Genomic DNA, 20,473 nt, shown 5'->3' on the forward strand with positions numbered 1-20,473 from the left:
AGGGCCGCCGACGGCGAGAACGCCCCACGGGAGAGCTCCACTTCTTGCCCGACTGGAAACGGGTGGTGCGCGGGTGGGAGACGAACCGGGACTGCGGCTCCGCTCAGAACGCAGGACGCTCAGGATCCAGCACAGCCAAGCCGTCAACCGGAGACGACGCCTCCGCAAAGTGCCGCCGAGGAATCCGGCCCGCCAACCGAGCCAACCTCCCCGCCTCCACGGCGTGACGCATCGCATCAGCCATCAACACCGGTTCCTGCGCCCGAGTGACAGCCGACGCCAGCATCACACCGGCGCACCCCAGCTCCATCGCCAACGCCGCATCCGACGCCGTACCGGCCCCCGCGTCCAGAATCACCGGCACCCCCGCCCGCTCCACGATCAACTGGAAGTTGTGCGGATTACGGATCCCCAGCCCCGACCCGATCGGCGACCCCAGCGGCATGATCGCCGCACACCCGGCGTCCTCCAGCTTCCGCGCCAGCACCGGATCGTCGTTCGTGTACGGCAGCACCGTGAACCCGTCGTCCACCAGCGTCTCCGCCGCGTCCAGCAACTCGATCGGATCCGGCAGCAGCGTCCGCTCGTCGGCGATGACCTCCAGCTTGACCAGATCGGTGCCGAGCGCCTCCCGCGCCAACCGGGCCGTCAGCACCGCCTCACCCGCCGTGAAGCACCCCGCCGTGTTGGGCAGCACCCGGATGCCCAGCCGCTCCAGCACCGACAGCACAGAGCCGTGCACCGACGGATCGACCCGCCGCATCGCGACCGTCGTCAACTCCGTGCCGGAGGCCACCAGCGCCCGCTCCAGGACCTCCAGGCTGGGCGCACCGCCCGTCCCCATGATCAGCCGGGACGAGAACGCCGTACCTCCGAGGACAAAGGGATCGTCGGCCATGGTTCAGCCTCCTTGGACGGCGGTGAGGACCTCGACGCGATCCCCCTCGCAGAGGGACGTCGACGGCCACTGCGCGCGCGGGACGACGGTTTCGTTGAGGGCGGCGGCCACTCCGGAGGGCGCCGCGGTGAGGGACTTCACGAGGGCGTCGAGTGCCGTGCCGGGAGCGACCTCGCGTCGCTCCCCGTTGACCGAGATGTTCATGCGGACCGCTCCGTGAGAGCGGCCGTCGTGCCGAAGCGCCGGGGCGTGAAGGGGCGGGCCTCGTCCGGGAGTTCACCGGTGGTCAGGGCGTACGCCAGCGCGTCGCCGGTGACCGGGGTGAGCAGCACGCCGTTGCGGTAGTGACCGGTGGCCAGCAGCAGCCCGTCCAGCTCGGTCGGCCCGAGCAGCGGAGCGTTGTCGGGGGAGCCGGGGCGCAGTCCCGCGCGGGTCTCCGTCAACGGCAGTTCGGTGATGCCGGGGACCAGCTCGTGCGCGTCGCGCAGCAGCTCGTACACCCCGCCCGCGGTCACGGTGGTGTCCCAGCCCAGTTCCTCGCTGGTCGCGCCGACGACCAGCTCGCCGTTCTCACGCGGCACCAGGTAGACATGACTGCCACGCACCACGGCCCGCACGGTACGGCTCAGGAAGGGCGCGTACCGCTCGGGCACGGTCAGCCGCAGCACCTGCCCCTTCACGGGCCGCACGGGCGGCAGTACGTCGTCCGGGACCCCGGCGAACTGCCCGCTGAGGCTGCCGGTGGCCAGCACCACCTGACCCGCGCCCAGCACCTCGCCCTCGCGCGTGACGACCCCCGCGGCCCGGTCCCGTACGACGGACAGCCGCTCGGCCCACTCCCGGTGGAAGGTCACTCCCGCGCGATCGCAGGCCGCCACCAGCGCGTGCGCCAGCCGCCGCGGGTCGATCTGGTGGTCGCCGTCCACCCTCAGCCCGCCGCGCACGCCCGGAGCGAGCATCGGCTCCAGGCGCCGGCAGTCCCGCCCGGACAGCCACTCGGAGTCCAGCCCCGACTCCCGTTGCAGGGCGTGCAGTTCGCGCAGATGGGCGCGGTCGTCGGCGTCCAGTGCCACCGCGAGCGTGCCGCACTGGCGGTAACCGAGGTCGTGCCCGGTGAGGTCGGTCAGCTCGGCCGCGAAGTCCGGGTACCGGCGGGCCGAGGCGAGGTTCAGGCCGAGCAGCGTCTGCTCGCCGTAGTGCAGTTCCGTGACGGCGGCCAGCATCCCGGCCGCCACCTGAGCGGCTCCGCCGCCCGGTTCCGGGTCCACGACGGCCGTGGCGAAACCGCGCTGTGCGGCCCGCCACGCCGTGACCAGACCGATGATCCCGCCCCCGATGACAAGGACGTCTGACGTACGCGTGGGCGACATGGGCGTCCAGCCCCTCCCTTCGCCGGCATGACCCGGATCAGGTTCGTACGGTCGGAGGCCGCCAGCCTCCCTCTCAGCCCGGTGCGTCCGGGCTCCCGCGAGTGCTCTACGTACCCTAGCCCTTCGTTCCGCGCCTCTGTAAGGGAGCCTTCCGCCATGCCCCGCTCGCTGGACGGTCTGGTCCTCGCCCCCGTCGCCGACCAGGCCCCGGGCCAGGTGGGCACGCGTACCCGTTTCGTCTACCACGAGAAGGACGGCGAGATCTGGGCCGATTACGCGGGCGGCGACGTCGTACGCGGGCATCTGGTGGGTACCCGGGAGGGTGACCGGCTCGACTTCCGCTATGTCCAGCTCAAGCACGACGGGACGACCTCGTCCGGGCACTGCGTGTCGACCGTGGTGGAGCTCGCGGACGGCCGGGTGCGGCTCGAGGAGACCTGGGAGTGGGAGTCGCAGCCTGGCAGCGGCACGAGCGTTGTGGAGCAGGTCACTGAGCATGACCGCTGACTGACAAATAGTCAGTTGTCTATGGTGATCAGGTGAGCGAGCAGAGCCAGGAGCGGAGCACGGCGGGACCGCGGCGCGTGGTCGTCGTCGGCGCGGGCATGGCCGGGGTGCAGACCGCGGTCGCCCTGCGGGAACAGGGGTTCTCCGGCACCGTGACGCTGATCGGCGCGGAGCCCCACCAGCCGTACGACCGGCCGCCGCTGTCCAAGGCCGTCCTGCTCGGCAAGGCCGAGGGCTCAGCGTTCGACGTCGACTTCGAGGGGCTCGGCATCGACCTGGAACTGGGGCGCGAGGTACTCGGCGTGCGCCCCGCCGACCATGAACTGGACACCGCCGCCGGGCCCGTGCCGTACGACGTCCTCGTCCTCGCCACGGGAGCCGAACCGATCCGGCTGCCGGGCACCGAGGGCGTGCCCGGAGTGCATCTGCTGCGCACCCTGGACGACGCCGAACGGCTGCGGCCCGTGCTCGCCCGGCAGCACGACATCGTGGTCGTCGGCGCGGGCTGGATCGGCGCGGAGTTCGCCACCGCCGCGCGCGAGGCCGGCTGCGCGGTGACGGTCGTGGAGGCCGCGGACCGCCCGCTGGCCGGGGCACTGCCCGCCGAGGTGGCCGCGCCGATGGCCGCCTGGTACCGCGACAGCGGGGCGGTGCTGCGCACGCACGCGCGCGTGGAGCACATCGAGCCCGGTGCCGTCGTACTCGACGACGGCTCGCGGCTGCCCGCGGACGCCGTCGTGGTCGGGATCGGAGCCCGGCCCGCCACCACCTGGCTGGCCGGGTCGGGGATCGAGCTCGGCGTGTACGGCGAGGTCGTGGCCGACCACCACCTGCGCACCTCCGCGCCGGACGTCTACGCGGTCGGCGACTGCGCCTCCTTCCCTTCGGGACGGTACGGCGAGCGCCTGCTGGTCCACCACTGGGACAACGCCCTCCAGGGCCCGCGCACGGTCGCCACCAACATCGTCGGCGAGGCCACCGGCGAACCCCCCGCGGTCTACGACCCGGTCCCGTACTTCTGGTCCGAGCAGTTCGGCCGTTTCGTCCAGTACGCAGGCCACCACCACTCGGCCGACACCACCCTGTGGCGTGGTGATCCGGCCGGACCGGCCTGGACGGTCTGCTGGCTGCGCGACGGCCGTCTGGTCGCACTGCTGGCGGTGGGCCGCCCCAGGGACCTGGCCCAGGGCAGGCGGCTGATCGAGGCGGGCACGACGATGAATCCGCGGCTGCTCGCCGACCCGGCCAGGCCGCTGAAGGCGGCGGTCGCGTAGCGCGGTCCCTGCCTGCGTCCCCCCGGAGGGGGCGCTCGGCTACCCACTGTCAGTCCGGGATGGCAGTCTTGATGACGTGACCGAGATTGACGCAAAGATCGATGCTCTCGTCCCCGCCTGGCTCACCCTCCCCGACATCGCCGAACAGCTCGGCGTCGAGGTGACGCGTGTGCGGCAGCTGGTCAAGGAGGGCCAGCTCATCGCCGTACGCCGTGGCGAGAACCGCGCGCTGCACGTCCCCGCCGCCTTCATCGACGGGGACCGGGTCGTCAAGGGCCTGTCCGGGACCCTGACGCTGCTGAGGGACGACGGCTTCACGGACGAAGAGATGCTGGAGTGGCTCTTCACTCCCGACCCGAGCCTGCCGGGCACCCCCGCACAGGCTCTGAGCGAGAATCGCGGCACGGAGGTGAAGCGCCGCGCCCAGGCGCTCGCCGTCTGAACTGCTGATCCGAACACCGTCGGCGTACGGGCCCGGCCCGTACGCCACCCAACGGGGGAACACACGCATGCCCGACACCGCAGCCACCGCCCGCGCCCGCCTCGCCGACGCCCGCGTCTACCTCTGCACGGACGCCCGCAGGCGCCAGGGCGATCTTCCGGAGTTCCTGGACGCGGTCCTGACCGGCGGTGTCGACATCGTGCAGCTGCGCGACAAGGGCATGGAGGCGGCCGAGGAGCTGGAGCACCTGAAGGTCTTCGCCGACGCCTGCGCCCGGCACGGCAAGCTCCTCGCGGTCAACGACCGCGCGGACGTCGCCCACGCCGCCGGCTCCGACGTGCTCCACCTGGGCCAGGGCGACCTCCCCGTCCCCGCGGCCCGCGCCATCCTCGGCGACGGCGTGCTGATAGGCCGCTCCACCCACGCGGAGTCCGAGGCCGCCGCGGCCGCCGTGCAGGACGGCGTGGACTACTTCTGCACCGGCCCGTGCTGGCCCACCCCCACCAAGCCCGGCCGCCACGCCCCGGGCGTGGACCTGGTCCGCCGCACCGCCGCCCTCGGCACCGACCGCCCCTGGTTCGCCATCGGCGGCATCGACCTCGGCAACCTCGACGAGGTGATCGAGGCGGGCGCCCGCCGCGTGGTCGTCGTACGGGCGATCACGGAGGCGGACGACCCGGGCGCGGCGGCGAGCGAGTTCGCCAAGCGGTTGCGGCACGTGTAGCGAGCCCTCGAGCCCTACGGGGTGTCCGATAGGTGGACAACAAATCGACAAACCGGGCAAATCTCCCGCATCTGGTTGGGTGACCGCTGGCCCCTGGCTAACCTGCGAGTATGGCCCTCGGCACCGCATCCACCCGGTCGGATCACGCCCGCACCGTCCGCGACATGCTCGCGACCGGCAAGACGACGTATTCGTTCGAGTTCTACGCCCCGAAGACGCCGAAGGGCGAGCGGAACCTCTGGAACGCCCTGCGCCGTGTCGAGGCAGTCGCTCCGGACTTCGTCTCCGTGACCTACGGCGCGGGCGGTTCCACCCGCTCGGGCACGGTCAAGGCGACCGAGGCGATCGCCTCGGACACCACGCTCACACCGATCGCCCACCTCACGGCGGTCGACCACTCGGTGGCCGACCTGCGCAACATCATCGGGCAGTACGCCGACGCCGGCATCCGCAACATGCTGGCGCTGCGCGGCGACCCGCCCGGCGACCCGATGGGCGACTGGGTGCCTCACCCCCAGGGCCTCGCCTACGCCGCCGAACTCGTCGAACTCATCAAGGCGTCCGGCGACTTCTGCGTGGGCGTCGCGGCCTTCCCCGCGATGCACCCGCGGTCCAGCGACTGGGACGCCGACGTCCGTCACTTCGTCGACAAGTGCCGCGCGGGAGCGGACTACGCGATCACGCAGATGTTCTTCGACCCGGAGGACTACCTACGCCTGCGCGACCGGGTCGCGGCGGCCGGCTGCGACACCCCGATCATCCCCGAGGTCATGCCGATCGCCAGCGCGAAGACACTGGCCAGGGTCCCTTCCCTCACCAATGCCGCGTTTCCGGCCGAGTTGAAAGAGCGGATCCTCACAGCCAAAGACGATCCGGCCGCTGTACGCTCCATTGGGATCGAATTCGCCACGGAGTTCTGCGCGCGGCTGCTGGCCGAGGGAGTGCCCGGACTGCACTTCATCACGCTCAACAACTCCACGGCGACCCTGGAAATCTACGAGAACCTGGGCCTGCACCACCCGCCGCAGGCCTAGACCGGTCGCACCGACATACGACACACTGCGTAGCGGCCACTGGGAGAGGGGCGTACATGGGCTGGACGGTCCTCTACATTGCGTTCGGAATCGTCGCACTGTGGCTGCTCGGCGAAGTGCTGCTGCAGTACAAGGCACGGCTTCGCTGGCGACTGCTGGCGTTCGTCGGCTTCCTCGGCGTGGTCCTGGGTGTGCTGATCCCGTCGGTGATCGTCATCGGGCTGGGTGCGGCCGCCTTCGCGGTCGGCCAGACCTACGTCACCCTCTCGTTCCGCCGCGGCTTCGCGGCCGGCTGGGCCGTCAGCCGCCCGGGCGCCGACGGACTCAAGGGCCGCCGCGGCAACGCGGAGCGCCAGGACCCCTCGCTCGAGGACTCCGACCTGGAGTCGGCCGACGGCGACGAGGCCGACGCCTACGGCCGTGACAGCGGGGCGTACGGCCAGGACAAGGGCGCCTACGGCGACGACTACGACCGTGACGACGTGTTCACCCCCGCGCGCGCCGCCCAGGCCGCGGCCGCCGAGAGCACCGCCGTGTACGAGCCGCAGCCCATGCCGGAGGACACCGGCTCCTACGGCATATACAGCGACTCCGCGTACGCCGGTTCCGGCCAGTCCCAGGACCAGTACGCGACGGCCGCCCAGGGCGCCGACCAGAACTACGCCTACGACTACTCCGGCTACGGCCAGCAGCAGTACGGCTACGACACCACCGGCCAGCAGCAGTACTCCGGCTACTCCGACCCGTACGGCACCCAGGGCTACGGCACGTACGACACCACCTACGGCGGCCAGCAGCAGTACGGCCAGCAGGGCTACGGCCAGGACCAGTACGGCAGCGGCGGCTACGGCGAGACCCCGGCCGGCGGCGTATGGGTCCCGCAGCAGCGCACCGACGAGTCGTACGGCGGCGAACTGCCCCCGGAGCAGCAGCAGTACCCGTACCAGGGCGACGGGCAGCAGGGCAACGGTTACGACGAGCAGTACCGTTTCTGAGAACCCCGGGTCTCCGCCACCGGCGTCTCACTGAGAGCCCCGGAAGCCCGGCCCCTCCACGATCAGCCCCGCGACCAGCGCGCCCGACATCCCGGCGTGCGGGAGACCGCCGCCGGGGTGGGACCACTCGCCCACCCGGTAGAGCCCGGTCAGCCGTGTGGTGTTGGCCGGGTGAAGGAAGCGGCCGTTGCCGGCGGCCAGTGCGGGCGCCGAGAGCTCTCCGAATCCGGTCAGGTCCGTGACCTGTTCCGGCACCTGCACCTCGCGCCACAGGAGGCGTTCGCGCAGTCCGGGGACGGCGGCTTCGGCGGCCACCAGGACGACCTCGGCGAACCGGTCGGCGAAGTCGCTCCGGCCCCACTCCACCTCGGTCGGCACGACCGCCGACACCACCACCGACTCGTGCTCGTCGTCGGGCCGAAGCGCCGGGTCGTCCGGCCGCAGCACCGTCACCGTGGGCCGTGCGGGGGCGCCGGTCTGCGCGCTGAGGAAGTCCAACTCGGCGGTGCGGTCGGGCGCGTGGACCACCGTGCGATGTGCGCCGCCCGCCTCACGCGCGCCTCTGAGAGCCAGCAGCACAGTGAAGCGTCCGGGGCGGGCCGTCGCCGCGTCGGGCCGTACGTCACCGTCGGCGTCCAGCGGGTGCTCCGTCAGGCCGTTGAGCCGCACGGGATCGACCCCCGCGACCACCTGGTCGGCCTCCACGACCTTCCCGTCCGCCAGCTCCACCCCCGCCGCCCGGCCGTCCTTCTCCAGGATCCCGGTGACCTCTGCGCCGAAGACGAACTCGACCTTCCGCGCCACGCACCGCTCGTACACCGCGCGGGCCAGCTCGCGTATGCCACCGCGGACGTACCACATGCCGAAGGCGTGCTCCATGTACGGCAGCACGGCCGCGCTCGCCGGAGTGGAGCGTGGGTCGAGCCCGTATGCGAGCGCGTGGCTCTCCAGCAGCGCGGCGAGCCTCGGGTCACGCAGCTCCCAGGCACCGATCTCGGCGAGTGTCCCGGCCCGGCGGGTGCGCAGCAGCCGCTTGTGGGGGACCGCCGGGTAGGGCTCGTGCTCGGCCAGCACCGACCAGTTCGGCCACAGGGGCTCCTCCAGAAGGGGCCGGCGTGTGCGGTCCCAGGCCTCGCGGGCCCGGACCAGGAAGTCGCCCCAGCGCTGCCCCGCGCGCGCCCCGAGCGCCTCGTCCAGGGCCGAGACGACGCCCGCCCTCGAGGCGTTCGGCAGGGACACCGCGGTGCCGTCCGCGAAGACGTGCCGCGACGACGGGTCGACCTGGACCAGTTCGACGCACGCCTCCAGCGGCTCCTTGCCGGTCTTGACGAACAGGTCGCGGTACACGGCGGGGAGGGGGAGCAGTCCGGGGCCGGTGTCGAAGGAGAATCCGTCCCGCTCGAAGCGGCGCACCGCTCCGCCGTACGTCTCCGTACGCTCGTACACCGCCACCCGGTGGCCCGCGACGGCCAGCCGGGCGGCAGCCGCCAGTGCGCCCGTCCCGGCGCCGATCACCGCAATGCGTGCCATGTCTGCGACCTTATCGGCCGCCACTGACAACCTGGCCACGGCGGTGGGGGAGTACCGGCACGGACGCTTTCGTCACCAGTCGGCAACAGAGGGTCCTGGGGATGAGTGCGCAGGACTGAGTATCCGTACCTAGCCGGTGAGATGAGTACGCGCGCGGATGGGGCCGGACCTGCGCGAACGAGAGAGTTGAGGCACGGAGAAGGGGCGCGGCTCCGGTACCGGCGACACGGGGCGCCGGAACGGAGCGGCCCTCGATCCGCTCCTTCCGCCGGCCAAGTCGGCGGGAGCGAGGCACGGGGGATCCGGGGGAGCGACCGCAACGGGGGTTCCAACGGGGGGACGTACGGGGGAGCAAGGGGAAGCGCCGGTTCGAGAGTGGCCCGCGGGGGACGCGGCCACATCGGACCGGCGCTTTCGCGTGCGGCCGCTCAGCGTGCGCCGCTGACCCGCCCCTGGAGCAGCCGGGACAGCGCCGCGTGGACGTCGTCCAGGGATCGCTCGGGCTGGAAGGCCTGCCAGTCCAGGGCGGCCACCAGAACCATGCCGACCAGCGCGGCCGCGGTCAGCTGGACGTCGATCTCGTCGCTGAACTCGCCGTTCTCGATGCCCTCGCGCAGGACACCCTCGACGACCGCCACCGCCTGCTGACGGACCACCATGAGCGTGGACTGCCACGCGCGGTTGGTGCGCCACAGCTCGGCCACGTACAGCTGGGTGAAGGACGGGTAGCGGGCGATGAAGCCGAGCCCCGCGCGGATCATGGCGTCCAGGGCGTCGACCTTGCTGCCGCCGTCCCGCTCCGTCTGCTCGGCCGCCTCCCGGAGCGAGGCGGTGAGGAGTCCCACACCGTGCCGCAGCAGCTCCTCGAAGAGGACGGACTTGCTGGCGAAGTTGTAGTAGACCGTGCCCTTCGCGACCCCGGCCCGCTCGGCGATCTCGTCGACCGTGGTGGCGGAGAAGCCCTGCTCGGCGATGAGCGTGACGGCCGCCTCGTAGAGCTTCTGCCGGGTGGCCTCGCGGCGCGAGGCGCCGGCCGACGTGGTGCTGCTGCTTTCCATGGCCCTGATTGTCACAGCTACGGGGCGTGCGGCGGTGTCCTGACGGCTCACAGGCTCAGCTCCGGATGCAGCCGGTCGAGCGTCCACACCTGCCGGCGCCGCGCCGACAGGGCCGTCAGTGCGAGGGCGCCCGCGGTGAAGGCGGCGAGCACCACGCACGCGTGCCACACCGGTGCCGCTCCGCCGCCCGTGATGAGCCGCCTGAGGGCCTCGACGACGTAGCTCATGGGCAGGAAGGGGTGGATCGCGTTGAAGAAGCCCGGACTGGTCTGCACGGGGTACGTGCCGCCCGCGGACGTCAACTGGAGCATCAGCAGGGCGAGGACGAGGATGCGGCCCGCCGCCCCGAACCTGGCGTTGAGCCACTGCACCATGGCCGCGAAGCAGGCCGTCACCAGGAACAGGAAGCCCACCGTCCCGGCCGCCCGGGCCATCTGCAGGCCGACCGCCCAGTGCAGCACCGCCATCAGGGCCGTGGTCTGCAGTACCCCGATCGCCACCACGGGCAGCCAGCCCGCCAGCGCGATCCGCCAAGCCGGGGCGCCCGCCGCGAGCGCGCGCCGGTTCATCGGCGGGATCAGCATGTACGCCACCATCGCGCCCACCCACAGCGACAGCGGGATGAAGTACGGGGCGAAACCGGTGCCGTAGTTGGGCGCCTTGTGCAGGTCCTCGGAGGCGAGCCGGACCGGGTCCGCCATGACGGTGGTGCGTGCGTCGCGGTCCTTCTTGTCGTAGTCGGGGACCCGCTCGGCACCGTCGTGCAGACCGCCCGCGAGCTTTCCGGAGCCGTCGACGAGCTTGAACATGCCGCCGTTGAGGTCGTCGGCGCCGGTGCTGAGCCTGCCCATGCCCTCGTCCAGGTCCGCCGCGCCCGTCTTGGCGGTGCCGAGCCCTGTGTGCAGCTTCTTCGCGCCCGCGGCGACCTTGGCGGCCCCCTCGTTCAGCTTGTTGATCTTGGTGACGGCGTCGTCGAGGTCCTCGGCGAGGTGCGGGGCCCGGTCGGCGAGCGCCTGGGCCTGCTTCTGGAGCGTGGCGAGGTGCTTGTCGAGCTTCTTCAGATCGCCGTTCTGGCCGGCGACCAGCGTGTTGACGTCGTCGGCGATCGTGGCCACGTCGGCGGCCGCGTCCTTCGCCTTCTCGAGGTCGGAGCAGGCGGGATCGGGCAGCACGGCGCTCTCGCACCGTGTCCTGTACACGGAATCCAGCGTGTCGGATGCCGTGTGTGCGCGCTTGGCGGCGATCGGTGCGGTCTTCGCCAGGGTGTCGAGGTTGTCGCGGATCGCCTTGGCGGAGTCGGCGACGAGCCGGGCGGTGTCCCCGATGGTCTTCTCGTTGTCCTCGAGGAAGGGCCCCACCTTCTCGTCGACGGCGTTGACCTTGTCGGCGAGCGCCTGTGTGCCGTCCGAGACCTGCTCGGAGCCGTCCTCCAGGTCGCCCGCGCCGCTGTTCAGCTTCTTCAGGCCCTTGGACAGCTTGCCGCTGCCGTCCTCGGCGTCCTTCAGCCCGTCGGCGAGGTCCCTGGATCCCTTCTCCGCCTTCCCGATGCCGCCGGTGAGCTTGTCGGCGCCGTCAGCGGCCTTCACGGTCGCGCCGTGGATGTCGGAGAACGAGATGAAGATCCGGTCCAGGAAGGACCGCGACGTCTTCGTGGACGCGGCCGTGCGCACCTCGCCGAAGACCGTCCGCGAGATCTGCCCGACGATGTAGTTGTTCGCGTCGTTCGTGCGCACCTGCAGTGCGCCCGTCTCCGGGGCGTCGCCCGCACTCGAGGCGATGCGCCTGCTGAAGTCGGCCGGCATGGTCAGCGACAGGTAGTACGTGCCGTCCTCCACGCCCGCGCGTGCCTCGTCGGCGCTCACCTCGTGCCAGTCGAAGACCTCGCTGTCGAGCAGCCCCTTCGTGATGTCGTCGCCCGCGGTGATCCTCTTCCCGCCGGCCGTCGCCCCCTTGTCGTCGTTCACCAGCGCTACGGGGATGCGGTCCAGCCGGCCGTACGGGTCCCAGAACGACCACAGGTACAGCGCGCCGTACAGCAGGGGCAGCAGCAGGAGCGCCACCAGGGCGGCACGCGGCAGCTTGCCGCGGCCGAAGCGCCGCAGCTCAAGAGCGGCCAGTTTCGGCGAGCGCATCCGCATCCTCCTTCTCCGGACGGTCTTGGGTTTCAGGCTTGTCCTGGGCTTCCGGCTTGTGCTGGGCGTCCGGCCTTTCGCCGGTGGACACCCTGACGGCGTCCTCGGGGGCCTCGCTGCACACCGCCACGACCGTGGTCCCGGCCTCGGCGACGGACCTGAGGAGCGCCCAGGCCTCCGCCCGATCGGCGTCCGAGAGCTTGAGGTCCGTGTCGTCGACGCCCAGCAGACGCGGGCGGCCGATGAGGGCGAGGGCGACGGACAGGCGCAGGGCTTCGAGGCGTTCCAGGTCGCCCACGGCGGTCCGGTCGCCCTTGGGCAGGGCCTCCCGGTCGAGGCCGGCGGCGGCGAGCGCGGTGTCGATACGCAGCTTCGACTCGGCCGCGCGCTCCCCGCGGGGCCGCAGCAGGCCGCGCAGTGAGCCGCTGAACCGTCGTTGCAGCAGCGCCCGTTCGCGCAGGTGCTCGCCGACGGTCAGGGCCGGGTCCAGGTCGGTGACGCCGGGAACGTGCGCGAGCCCGCTGACACGGCGCACCGCTGCCAGATGCTTCGGCAGCCCGGCCCCGCCGACGGTGGCGGTCCCCTCCGTTGCCCTCATCCGTCCCGTCAACGCGAGCAGCAGGCTGGTGCGCCCCGACCCCGACGGTCCTTCGACCGCGATCAGCGCGCCGGGCCCCGCGTCGACGGCGATGCCGCGGAACGCCCAGCCGCGGGGCCCCTTGAGCCCGAAGTCGCGGGCCGTGACGGCGACGCCGCCCTCGGCTTCCCCCATGGCCAATCCCCTGAACTATTTGAACTGACTGGTCAGTGCAAAAACTAACCCGAACTCTCGATCGAAGCAAAGACCCAGGTCAGAACGGATTGTCAGTGCCATACCTCACGATGGGCACATACGGCATCCCCGTATGAGGGCGTGCCGTCACACAGACGACAGGAGGTTCGTCATGGCCAGCTACCACGCAGCCGCCGCACGCCGGCGCCGCGCAACCGGCCCTGCCCCCTCACTGACCGGCCCGGCGAGCGACGTGCACCCCGTACTGCGCCGGGCCACGGCCCCGCCCGCCGCCCTCGACCTGCTAGCCCAGGCCCGTACCGCACTCGACGAGGCGACCGTCCTCGAAACACCGAACGAGCGCTACGCGACGGCCCACCTCGCCGCCCTGCGCACCGCCGCCGCCGTGCTGGCCGCGCGCGGGCGCCCGGAGTCCACACCGCGGCGCCGGGCCCGCATCAGGAGCGCCTGGGAAGTGCTCCCCGAAATCGCGCCCGAACTCACCGAGTGGAGCGCGCTGTTCGCCTCCGGGGCCCGGCGCCGCGCCCGGGCCGAGGCGGGCATCCAGGGCGCGGCCAACCGCCGGGACGCCGACGATCTGATACGCGACGTGGCGATGTTCATCCGTCTCGTCGAGCGGATGCTGGTCCTCCAGCCGGTCCTGCCGCAGCCGCGCGAGGACGCGGACGAGGCGGAGGGCCGCGGCGGGGAGCGCGACATGCCGGACGCCGGCTGAGCCTGCGGTGAGGGCCGGACGCAGCACCGCAGTGACCAGGCGGGGCGCCGGAGGCAATAGGGTGGAGAGCGCCTGAAGCCTTCCCCCTTCCGCACCCCGGGGCCGGGGGAGGCGCCCCGTTCGCTCCGCCGTTCATGTGGCGGTGCCGCGCCGAGGAGTCAACTGCCGTGTCGGACCCGATGCGCCCGCCCGTCTCCCACCGCCACCCTCATACGGCGTCGCTGCGCTCCGACCCCTCTCGACCACGCGCTTCTCTCCGTACGGCCGTGGTCTGGGAGGTCCTCCAGGACGCCCTCGACCGGCGGGTCAAGGCCACGGGCCGGGAGTCGCTGGACGTCCTCGACACCGGAGGCGGCAGCGGCAACTTCGCGGTGCCCGTGGCCCGCCTCGGCCACCGCGTCACCGTCGTCGACCCCAGCCCCAACGCCCTGTTCGCCCTGGAGCGCCGCGCCGCCGAGGCCGGCGTCGCCGACCGGGTGCAGGGCGTCCAGGGCGATGCCCACGGCCTCTTCGACGTGGTCGAGCGCGGTGGCTACGACGTGGTGCTGTGCCACGGCGTCCTGGAATACGTCGACGACCCGGCCGAGGGTGTCCGCAACGCGGTGGCCGCCCTGCGCTCCGAGGGTGTCCTCAGCCTGCTCGCGGCCGGTCTGGGCGGCGCCGTGCTCGCGCGCGCCCTCGCCGGCCACTTCAAGGAGGCCAAGCAGGCCCTCGACGACCCGCACGGCCGCTGGGGCACCGGTGACCCCATGCCGCGCCGCTTCACCGCCGAGCAGCTGACCGAACTGGTCGAGGGCGCGGGCCTCACGGTCGGGGCCGTGCACGGCGTGCGGATCTTCGCCGACCTCGTCCCCGGCGTGCTTGTGGACACCGAGCCCGGAGCCCTGGAAGCCCTGCTGAAGCTGGAGGAGGCCGCGGCCGAGCTCCCGGCCTTCCACTCCGTCGCCACCCAGCTGCATGTGCTCGGTGAGACGCAGGGGGCTGCCGAGGCCTGAGAACCTCCTGTGGGAGAGCCCCGAGGTGGCGCCGCTGATCAGGGCGTTGGCTGCGGATGGAGTACGCCACAGGCCCCCCGTTCGGGCGTTCCGAGCCGTATGATCGAGGGAGACCGCCCGGCATGACGGGTCGGCAGCTGGGGAATGGAAGCTTCAGCGAGCCGGGACGTCCATGGCGGACTCCGGTTGGCCAATTGGCGTAGAGGGGCGGGTTTCACGGGGGCGATTCCCTGCCTATCCTGAAGGGACCCCCGGGTCGCCCCGGCGACTGCACGATGAGGAGGACTCCGTGCCGCTCTCGGAGCACGAGCAGCGCATGCTCGAGCAAATGGAGCGAGCGCTGTACGCCGAAGATCCCAAGTTTGCGACAGCGCTCGAGGGAAGCGGGCTGCGTACGTACACCCGGCGACGGGTCTACCAGGCGGTCGCGGGCTTCCTCGTAGGTATCGCGCTCCTCATGGCCGGAATGGTCGCCAAGCAGGTCTGGCTCAGCGTCGTGGGCTTCCTCGTCATGCTGGGCTGTGCGGTACTCGCCGTGACCGGCTGGCGCAAGGCTCCCAAGCCGGGCGAACAGAGCGCCGGCGCATCACACGCTCACCGTCAGGGAAGGCCGAAGCGGTCCATGATGGACCGCATCGAACAGCGCTGGCAGCGCCGCCGCGACGAACAGGGCCACTGACCTCACCACAGCTTCCGAGCGACACCTGAGGGGGTGACCACCGACGAGGTGGTCACCCCCTCAGGTCTGCCCTGGGCAGGTCTGCTCTGGTCAGTCCCGGCGGGGCGCTGCCGACCCCACGAAATGCGACTCGGCCCTCACCCCGAAATCCCCGGGCAAGGGCCGAGCTGTCTGCGTCGGCTCCTCAGCCGCTCTGCTGACCGGACGGGCGGCGCACCATCTCCGCCCAGCGGGCCGCCCAGGCGGCCCTGACGGCCGTCCAGCGGTCGTTGAGCTCCCAGACCGCGCGGATCGCCGAACGGGGTGCGACGACCGCGCGCAGGCGCGTGGTCCGGCTGACTCTCGACCGCAGGGCCACCCGCATCCTGCGCACGTCCTCGGCCAGGCCTGCCTCGGCCCGCGGCTGCGGGGCGAAGAGAACCTGCTCCACGGCGCCGGCCACCCGGTGCACCGACGCCGAGGTCGGCTCGTCCAACTGGCCGAGCCGCACGATGCGCGCGGCAGCCTTCCGCGGGGTCAGGGCGTCGTCCGGTGGGATGCCGTAGTCCCAGGCCGTGTCGGTGAGCTCCCGCCAGACGGCCAGGACGTGCCCGACGGCCGCCTCTGTGGCCTGCCGCGACGGCACCTCACCCGGCAGGACCGTCATGTGGAGCCCGTCCGTGTACTGCCGGCCGGCAGGATCCCCACGGCCCGGCGGTGCCTGCCCCGCACCGGACGCCGCGTGCTGGGCCGAGGCCAGCCGTACCGACCGCCGCCTGAGCCGCCACAGCATGGGCAGCAGCGGCACGATCACCACAGCCAGCCCCAGGAGCGTCCAGCCGAGGGTCTGGTACCACGGCGTGCCCGAGTCGTCCTTCTGCTCCGGGTCGAGCGGCAGCGCTCCCGCGCACGCCGCGAGCTTCCTGTCCTGCGCCGCGCAGCTCGTGCTCGCCGAGGGCGCGGCGGAGGGGGCCGCCCCCGCCGACCGCGTGGCCTGCGGCAGGTCCGGAACGCTGCTGCCCGGCGACTCCGGCTGCGTGTAGGACGGCGTCGTGCCCCGGTTCGGCGTCGGCTCGAAACGGGTCCAGCCCACGCCCTCGAAGTACAGCTCGGGCCAGGCGTGCGCGTCCTTCAGCCCCACCGACACCGAACCGTCCGACTGCGGCGTACCCGGCGCGAAGCCGACCGCGACCCGGGCGGGTATGCCGAGCGTGCGGGCCATCGCCGCCATCGCGAAGGAGAAGTGGACGCAGAAGCCCTGCTTGTCCTTCAGGAACCGGGCGATCGCGTCCGGGCCGTTGCCTACCTCCACCTCGGTGTCGTACTGGAAGCCGCCCGTGATGGTGAAGTAGTCCTGGAGTTTGACGGCCTTCTCGTAGTCGTTCTGCGCGTCCTCGGTCACTTGCCGGGCCGTGCGGGCCACCACCTCCGGCAGTGACTTCGGAACCTTCGTGTACTCGCTCCGCAGCGACCCGGCCGCCTGCGGCGCCGCGGCGAGCTGCTGTGCCGTCGGCTGCACCGAGAGGCTCTTCACCTCGTACGTCTGACCGCGTGTGTTCTGACCGTGGTCGCCGACGAGGGTCATGCCGACCGGTTCGTAGCGCCAGTTGCCCTTGATCTTCACGCCGCTCGGCGGGTACGGCATCGGCAGCCAGTCCTGCCCGTACCAGTCGGCGGCCGATATCCGGGTCGTGATCTCCGCCCGCTTGATGTCGGGGCCCAGGCCGGTGGGCGTGGGGAACTCGTCCGGCACGGCGACGATGTGCCGCTTGGACGGCTTCCACGTGGTGCCGTCGAAGTCGTCCAGGGACACGATCCGCAGATACAGGTCCGAGAGGTTGTCCGAGTTGGTCTTCAGCGACAGGACCTGGCGGTTCTCGTCCACGTTCAGACTGTCGCGCAGCGACACCAGCGGGTTGACCGCGGAGATCGTGCCCCCGCCGCCGGTGCCCGCGCCGACTCCGGTCCTGGCGCTGCCCAGCAGGCCGCCCTCTATCGCGGGCAGCGGCAGCAGCGGCACCACGAGGGCCACGCCCAGCGCGACCGCGCCTATGCGCCGCCCTGTGCGCACCGGCGCCACGGGACCCGACTCCCCACCGGGCATGCGTGGCGCCCCGCCGAAGACCCGGCCCCACTGCGACAGCCGCTCGCGGCCCTCCGTCAGCAGCAGCATGAGATAGCCGGCCGCCGCGATCAGGAACCACGCCCAGTCACCGGAGCCGTCGGACAGCCCCGCGGCGACCGAGTACAGCGCGAGCAGCGGCAGGCCGGCCGGGGCCGCGCTGCGGAAGGTCACCGCGAGGGTGTCGACCGCCAGCCCGATCACCAGCGCACCGCCGATCAGCATCAGCTTGATGCCGTCGGACAGCGGCGCCGGGATCGCGTACCGCCCCACGTCGTCCGTGCCCTGCTGGAGCAGGTCGGCGAACCGCTGGAAGGCTTCCGGGCCGGGGAACAGGCCGAGGAAGCCCTGCTGCCGGGCGAAGACCAGGGTCAGCAGCATCAGCGTGACCGCGGTCTGCGCGGCCACGGTCAGCGGCCGGGCCAGCGGCACCCGCCGGGTCGCCGCGCCCACCAGCGACTGGATGCCGAGCAGGAAGGCCGCCTGCAGGAACCACGTGGCCGGGTCGACGAGGGGCAGCAGGGCGCACGACGCCATCAGCGTGGCCGCCCAGGCGCACAGCGCCAGTCGTGCCTGCCCGCTCATCATGAGCCTGCCTCCCCGTTGCCCGTCCCGCTCGCGGTCACGATGCCGTTGCGCTCCTGGTCCGCCTGACGCCACAGCTCGTGCAGCGAGACGCCCCGCGGCACGCCCAGGGCCGTCCAGCCCGCCTCGCGCAGCATCCGCAGCCGCTCCTCCGTACCCCTCATCGGTCCGGGCACGTCGTTCGGTTCGCGCACCCAGGCGTCGCTGTCCAGCACGAAGGCGACGGCGCCTCCGCTGCGCTGCCGCATCCTGGCGGCCACCGCGGCCTGTTCCTCGTCGAGGTCGCCGAAGAAGGCCACCAGCAGCCCCTCGTTGCCGCCGCGCAGCACGTCGTACGCCAGGGACAGACCCGTACCGTCCGAGTGGTCGATCACCGCGAGGGTGTCCATCATCAGCCCGGCCGCGTCCGCCGACTCCTGGCTCGCGCCCGCGAACCCGTCGGCGCCCTCGCCGGGAACCGAGCTGCCGGTGTCGGTGAGCAGCCGGACGGAGAAGCCCCGCTCGAGCATGTGCACCAGCGCCGACGCGGCGCCCGCGACCGCCCACTCGAAGGCCGAGTCCGGGCCCGCGCCCTGGAAGGCGATGCCCCGGGTGTCGAGGAGCACCGTGCAGCGGGAGCGCTGCGGCTGCTCCTCGCGGCGCACCATCAGCTCGCCGTAGCGGGCGGTGGAGCGCCAGTGGACGCGGCGCAGGTCGTCGCCGTAGCGGTACCCGCGCGGGATGACGTCGTCCTCGCCGGCCAGGGCGAGCGAGCGCTGCCGTCCGTCGCCGTACCCCTTCGCCTCGCCGGTCAGCCGCACCGGCGGCAGCGCCTCCACGCGCGGGATCACGGTCAGCGTGTCGTACGTCGAGAAGGACCGGGTCAGCTCGCACATGCCGAAGGGGTCGGTCAGGCGCAGCTGCAGCGGGCCCAGCGGATAGCGGCCGCGCAGATCGGAACGCACCCGGTAGGACACCTCCCGGCGGCCGCCGGCCTCCACCCGGTCCAGGACGAAACGGGGGCGCGGGCCGAGGACGTACGGCACCCGGTCCTGCAGCATCAGCAGACCGGTGGGCAGTCGGGAGACGTTGTCCATCCGCAGATGGACCCGGGCCTCGGACCCGGCGGGCACGCGCGCGGGGGAGAGCCGGCGACTGCCGGCCACCCGGTAGCGCGTGCGGTAGAGGACGGTCGCGCAGACCAGGGGCAGCGCCGCGAGCAGCAGGCCGACACGCAGCAGGTCGGCCTGGCCGAGGACGTAGGCGCAGATGGCGGCCGCGACTCCGGCGGCCAGGAAGGAGCGTCCGCGGGTGGTCAGACCGGCCAGGGCCGTGCGGATACCGCCCTTTTCTCCCCGGTCGGTCTCCGCGGGGCCCGGCCCGCCGGCGGTCATCACAGCCTCCGCGGCGGCTGCTGGCCGTACGCCTGCGTGCCGGTGCCCAGGCCGTAGCCGTGCTGCTGCTGGGGGGCCGCGGGAACCGGGGTGCGCTGCAGGATCTCCTGGACGACCTGCTCCGCCGTACGCCGGTTGAGCTGGGCCTGCGCGGTGGGCAGCAGACGGTGGGCCAGGACGGCGACGGCGAGGTTCTGCACGTCGTCCGGGAGCGCGTACTCCCGGCCGCTGAGGGCGGCGGACGCCTTCGCCGCGCGCAGCAGGTGCAGGGTCGCGCGTGGCGAGGCACCGAGTCTGAGGTCGGGGTGGGTGCGGGTGGCGGCGACCAGGTCGACCGCGTACCGCCGGACCGTGTCGGCGACGTGGACACCGCGGACCGCGTCGATCAGCTTGACGATGTCGTGCGCGTGCGCCACCGGCTGCATGTCCTCCAGCGGGGACGCGCCGCCGTGCACGTCGAGCATCTGCAGCTCGGCCTCCGCGCTGGGATACCCCACGGAGACGCGGGCCATGAAGCGGTCGCGCTGGGCCTCGGGCAGCGGGTAGGTGCCCTCCATCTCGACCGGGTTCTGCGTGGCCACCACCATGAACGGGCTGGGCAGCTCGTAGGTCTGCCCGTCGATGGTGACCTGGCGTTCCTCCATCGACTCCAGGAGCGCGGACTGGGTCTTGGGCGACGCACGGTTGATCTCGTCGCCGATCACGATCTGCGCGAAGATCGCGCCCGGCTTGAACTCGAAGTCCCGGCGCTGCTGGTCCCAGATGGACACGCCGGTGATGTCCGAGGGCAGCAGGTCGGGCGTGAACTGGATGCGCCGTACCGAACAGTCGATGGACCGCGCCAGTGCCTTGGCGAGCATCGTCTTGCCGACTCCCGGCACATCCTCGATCAGAAGATGTCCCTCGGCGAGCAGTACGGTCAGCGAAAGCCGTACGACCTCGGGCTTGCCCTCGATCACTCCTTCCACCGAACTGCGGACCCGCTCCACGGTGGCAGTCAGATCTGTAAGGCTTGCTCGCTCGTCATAGGTCGTCACCCGGCCCTCCTCGGCCCGTACTTTCTCCGGGCCGTCGCTCTGCGATGCGGACCGGCCCACCCCGAACACGGACACCACGCGTGGAAAGTTCCGCGTGACGTCACACCCGCATTCTTGCCGCCGTTACCGATTCGTGTCACTCGCCTGTGGACAACTGCCCGCGATATGTCGGTGTTGTGGCCTTTTGGGTGCCCGGGAGCCGGAAATTAACAGCGAAACGACAGTGACGGT

At 72.1% G+C, this 20,473-nt stretch carries 19 protein-coding genes and 1 riboswitch; of the genes, 9 read left to right on the top strand and 10 right to left on the bottom strand.

Going from position 1 to position 20,473, the window contains the following annotated elements:
• Window positions 1–103: 103 nt before the first annotated feature.
• From ABZO29_RS32810 to thiO, 3 genes are all read right to left on the bottom strand, one after another.
• Window positions 104–898 carry a thiazole synthase gene (locus ABZO29_RS32810; protein ID WP_367323799.1) on the bottom strand — a complete coding sequence of 265 codons (795 nt, stop codon included), beginning with the start codon at window positions 896–898 and terminating at the stop codon, window positions 104–106.
• Between the two features lie 3 nt (window positions 899–901).
• Entirely contained in the window at window positions 902–1,102 is a 201-nt protein-coding gene (gene thiS, locus ABZO29_RS32815; protein ID WP_367323800.1) for a sulfur carrier protein ThiS, read from the bottom strand.
• Complete coding sequence (gene thiO, locus ABZO29_RS32820; RefSeq protein ID WP_367323801.1) at window positions 1,099–2,268, bottom strand: glycine oxidase ThiO; 1,170 nt, start codon at window positions 2,266–2,268, stop codon at window positions 1,099–1,101. Before thiO ends, thiS begins: the two co-directional genes overlap by 4 nt.
• Window positions 2,266–2,377: riboswitch (TPP riboswitch) on the bottom strand. (Overlaps the previous gene by 3 nt.)
• Before the next feature lie 47 nt (window positions 2,378–2,424).
• Here thiO and ABZO29_RS32825 point away from each other — a divergent pair.
• From ABZO29_RS32825 to ABZO29_RS32850, 6 genes are all read left to right on the top strand, one after another.
• Window positions 2,425–2,775 (top strand): hypothetical protein, encoded by a 351-nt coding sequence (locus tag ABZO29_RS32825; protein WP_367323802.1) that lies wholly within the window; start codon window positions 2,425–2,427, stop codon window positions 2,773–2,775.
• Window positions 2,776–2,807: 32 nt separating this feature from the next.
• A complete protein-coding gene (locus ABZO29_RS32830) occupies window positions 2,808–4,049 on the top strand; it encodes an NAD(P)/FAD-dependent oxidoreductase (protein WP_367323803.1) in 1,242 nt (413 codons plus the stop codon).
• A gap of 76 nt (window positions 4,050–4,125) precedes the next feature.
• Entirely contained in the window at window positions 4,126–4,491 is a 366-nt protein-coding gene (locus ABZO29_RS32835; protein WP_367323804.1) for an Rv2175c family DNA-binding protein, read from the top strand.
• Window positions 4,492–4,558: 67 nt separating this feature from the next.
• The gene (gene thiE, locus ABZO29_RS32840; RefSeq protein WP_367323805.1) at window positions 4,559–5,215 is read left to right on the top strand and encodes a thiamine phosphate synthase; all 657 of its coding nucleotides are present in this window, start codon (window positions 4,559–4,561) and stop codon (window positions 5,213–5,215) included.
• 110 nt (window positions 5,216–5,325) lie between these two features.
• Window positions 5,326–6,249 carry a methylenetetrahydrofolate reductase [NAD(P)H] gene (gene metF, locus ABZO29_RS32845; protein ID WP_367323806.1) on the top strand — a complete coding sequence of 308 codons (924 nt, stop codon included), beginning with the start codon at window positions 5,326–5,328 and terminating at the stop codon, window positions 6,247–6,249.
• A 56-nt stretch (window positions 6,250–6,305) separates the two neighbouring features.
• Complete coding sequence (locus tag ABZO29_RS32850) at window positions 6,306–7,244, top strand: hypothetical protein (protein WP_367323807.1); 939 nt, start codon at window positions 6,306–6,308, stop codon at window positions 7,242–7,244.
• A 27-nt stretch (window positions 7,245–7,271) separates the two neighbouring features.
• Here ABZO29_RS32850 and ABZO29_RS32855 read toward each other — a convergent pair whose 3' ends face one another.
• The 4 genes from ABZO29_RS32855 to ABZO29_RS32870 form a co-directional block, all read right to left on the bottom strand.
• Window positions 7,272–8,774 (bottom strand): phytoene desaturase family protein, encoded by a 1,503-nt coding sequence (locus ABZO29_RS32855; protein WP_367323808.1) that lies wholly within the window; start codon window positions 8,772–8,774, stop codon window positions 7,272–7,274.
• Between the two features lie 428 nt (window positions 8,775–9,202).
• A complete protein-coding gene (locus tag ABZO29_RS32860; protein WP_367323809.1) occupies window positions 9,203–9,832 on the bottom strand; it encodes a TetR/AcrR family transcriptional regulator in 630 nt (209 codons plus the stop codon).
• Window positions 9,833–9,879: 47 nt separating this feature from the next.
• On the bottom strand, window positions 9,880–11,964 hold the full coding sequence (locus ABZO29_RS32865) for a YhgE/Pip family protein (protein ID WP_367323810.1): 2,085 nt from the start codon (window positions 11,962–11,964) through the stop codon (window positions 9,880–9,882).
• Window positions 11,936–12,736 carry an ATP-binding cassette domain-containing protein gene (locus ABZO29_RS32870; RefSeq protein ID WP_367323811.1) on the bottom strand — a complete coding sequence of 267 codons (801 nt, stop codon included), beginning with the start codon at window positions 12,734–12,736 and terminating at the stop codon, window positions 11,936–11,938. The genes ABZO29_RS32865 and ABZO29_RS32870 overlap by 29 nt, the downstream gene beginning before the upstream one ends.
• A gap of 172 nt (window positions 12,737–12,908) precedes the next feature.
• Here ABZO29_RS32870 and ABZO29_RS32875 point away from each other — a divergent pair, with 172 nt between their 5' ends.
• The 3 genes from ABZO29_RS32875 (at window position 12,909) to ABZO29_RS32885 (ending at window position 15,146) form a co-directional block, all read left to right on the top strand.
• Entirely contained in the window at window positions 12,909–13,472 is a 564-nt protein-coding gene (locus tag ABZO29_RS32875) for an SAV_6107 family HEPN domain-containing protein (RefSeq protein ID WP_367323812.1), read from the top strand.
• Window positions 13,473–13,639: 167 nt separating this feature from the next.
• On the top strand, window positions 13,640–14,467 hold the full coding sequence (locus ABZO29_RS32880; protein ID WP_367323813.1) for a methyltransferase: 828 nt from the start codon (window positions 13,640–13,642) through the stop codon (window positions 14,465–14,467).
• A 289-nt stretch (window positions 14,468–14,756) separates the two neighbouring features.
• Window positions 14,757–15,146 carry a DUF3040 domain-containing protein gene (locus ABZO29_RS32885; protein WP_367323814.1) on the top strand — a complete coding sequence of 130 codons (390 nt, stop codon included), beginning with the start codon at window positions 14,757–14,759 and terminating at the stop codon, window positions 15,144–15,146.
• A gap of 184 nt (window positions 15,147–15,330) precedes the next feature.
• Here ABZO29_RS32885 and ABZO29_RS32890 read toward each other — a convergent pair whose 3' ends face one another.
• The 3 genes from ABZO29_RS32890 to ABZO29_RS32900 are packed head-to-tail and all read right to left on the bottom strand — an operon-like array spanning window position 15,331 to window position 20,242.
• On the bottom strand, window positions 15,331–17,832 hold the full coding sequence (locus tag ABZO29_RS32890; protein ID WP_367326311.1) for a DUF3488 and DUF4129 domain-containing transglutaminase family protein: 2,502 nt from the start codon (window positions 17,830–17,832) through the stop codon (window positions 15,331–15,333).
• Window positions 17,832–19,205, bottom strand: coding sequence for a DUF58 domain-containing protein (locus tag ABZO29_RS32895; RefSeq protein WP_367323815.1), 1,374 nt, complete (start codon window positions 19,203–19,205; stop codon window positions 17,832–17,834). The genes ABZO29_RS32890 and ABZO29_RS32895 overlap by 1 nt, the downstream gene beginning before the upstream one ends.
• The gene (locus ABZO29_RS32900; protein WP_367323816.1) at window positions 19,205–20,242 is read right to left on the bottom strand and encodes an AAA family ATPase; all 1,038 of its coding nucleotides are present in this window, start codon (window positions 20,240–20,242) and stop codon (window positions 19,205–19,207) included. The genes ABZO29_RS32895 and ABZO29_RS32900 overlap by 1 nt, the downstream gene beginning before the upstream one ends.
• Window positions 20,243–20,473: the final 231 nt, after the last annotated feature.

Source organism: Streptomyces sp. HUAS ZL42 (genome assembly GCF_040782645.1).
Taxonomy (GTDB): Bacteria; Actinomycetota; Actinomycetes; order Streptomycetales; family Streptomycetaceae; genus Streptomyces.

Coding starts and splice junctions, on each gene's coding strand:
- ABZO29_RS32860 (WP_367323809.1), bottom strand. CDS start 9,832: ATGGAAAGCAGCAGCACCACGTCGGCCGGCGCCTCGCGCCGCGAGGCC.
- ABZO29_RS32855 (WP_367323808.1), bottom strand. CDS start 8,774: ATGGCACGCATTGCGGTGATCGGCGCCGGGACGGGCGCACTGGCGGCT.
- ABZO29_RS32810 (WP_367323799.1), bottom strand. CDS start 898: ATGGCCGACGATCCCTTTGTCCTCGGAGGTACGGCGTTCTCGTCCCGG.
- thiO (WP_367323801.1), bottom strand. CDS start 2,268: ATGTCGCCCACGCGTACGTCAGACGTCCTTGTCATCGGGGGCGGGATC.
- ABZO29_RS32850 (WP_367323807.1), top strand. CDS start 6,306: ATGGGCTGGACGGTCCTCTACATTGCGTTCGGAATCGTCGCACTGTGG.
- thiE (WP_367323805.1), top strand. CDS start 4,559: ATGCCCGACACCGCAGCCACCGCCCGCGCCCGCCTCGCCGACGCCCGC.
- ABZO29_RS32870 (WP_367323811.1), bottom strand. CDS start 12,736: ATGGGGGAAGCCGAGGGCGGCGTCGCCGTCACGGCCCGCGACTTCGGG.
- metF (WP_367323806.1), top strand. CDS start 5,326: ATGGCCCTCGGCACCGCATCCACCCGGTCGGATCACGCCCGCACCGTC.
- ABZO29_RS32865 (WP_367323810.1), bottom strand. CDS start 11,964: ATGCGCTCGCCGAAACTGGCCGCTCTTGAGCTGCGGCGCTTCGGCCGC.
- ABZO29_RS32890 (WP_367326311.1), bottom strand. CDS start 17,832: ATGAGCGGGCAGGCACGACTGGCGCTGTGCGCCTGGGCGGCCACGCTG.
- ABZO29_RS32825 (WP_367323802.1), top strand. CDS start 2,425: ATGCCCCGCTCGCTGGACGGTCTGGTCCTCGCCCCCGTCGCCGACCAG.
- thiS (WP_367323800.1), bottom strand. CDS start 1,102: ATGAACATCTCGGTCAACGGGGAGCGACGCGAGGTCGCTCCCGGCACG.
- ABZO29_RS32895 (WP_367323815.1), bottom strand. CDS start 19,205: ATGACCGCCGGCGGGCCGGGCCCCGCGGAGACCGACCGGGGAGAAAAG.
- ABZO29_RS32875 (WP_367323812.1), top strand. CDS start 12,909: ATGGCCAGCTACCACGCAGCCGCCGCACGCCGGCGCCGCGCAACCGGC.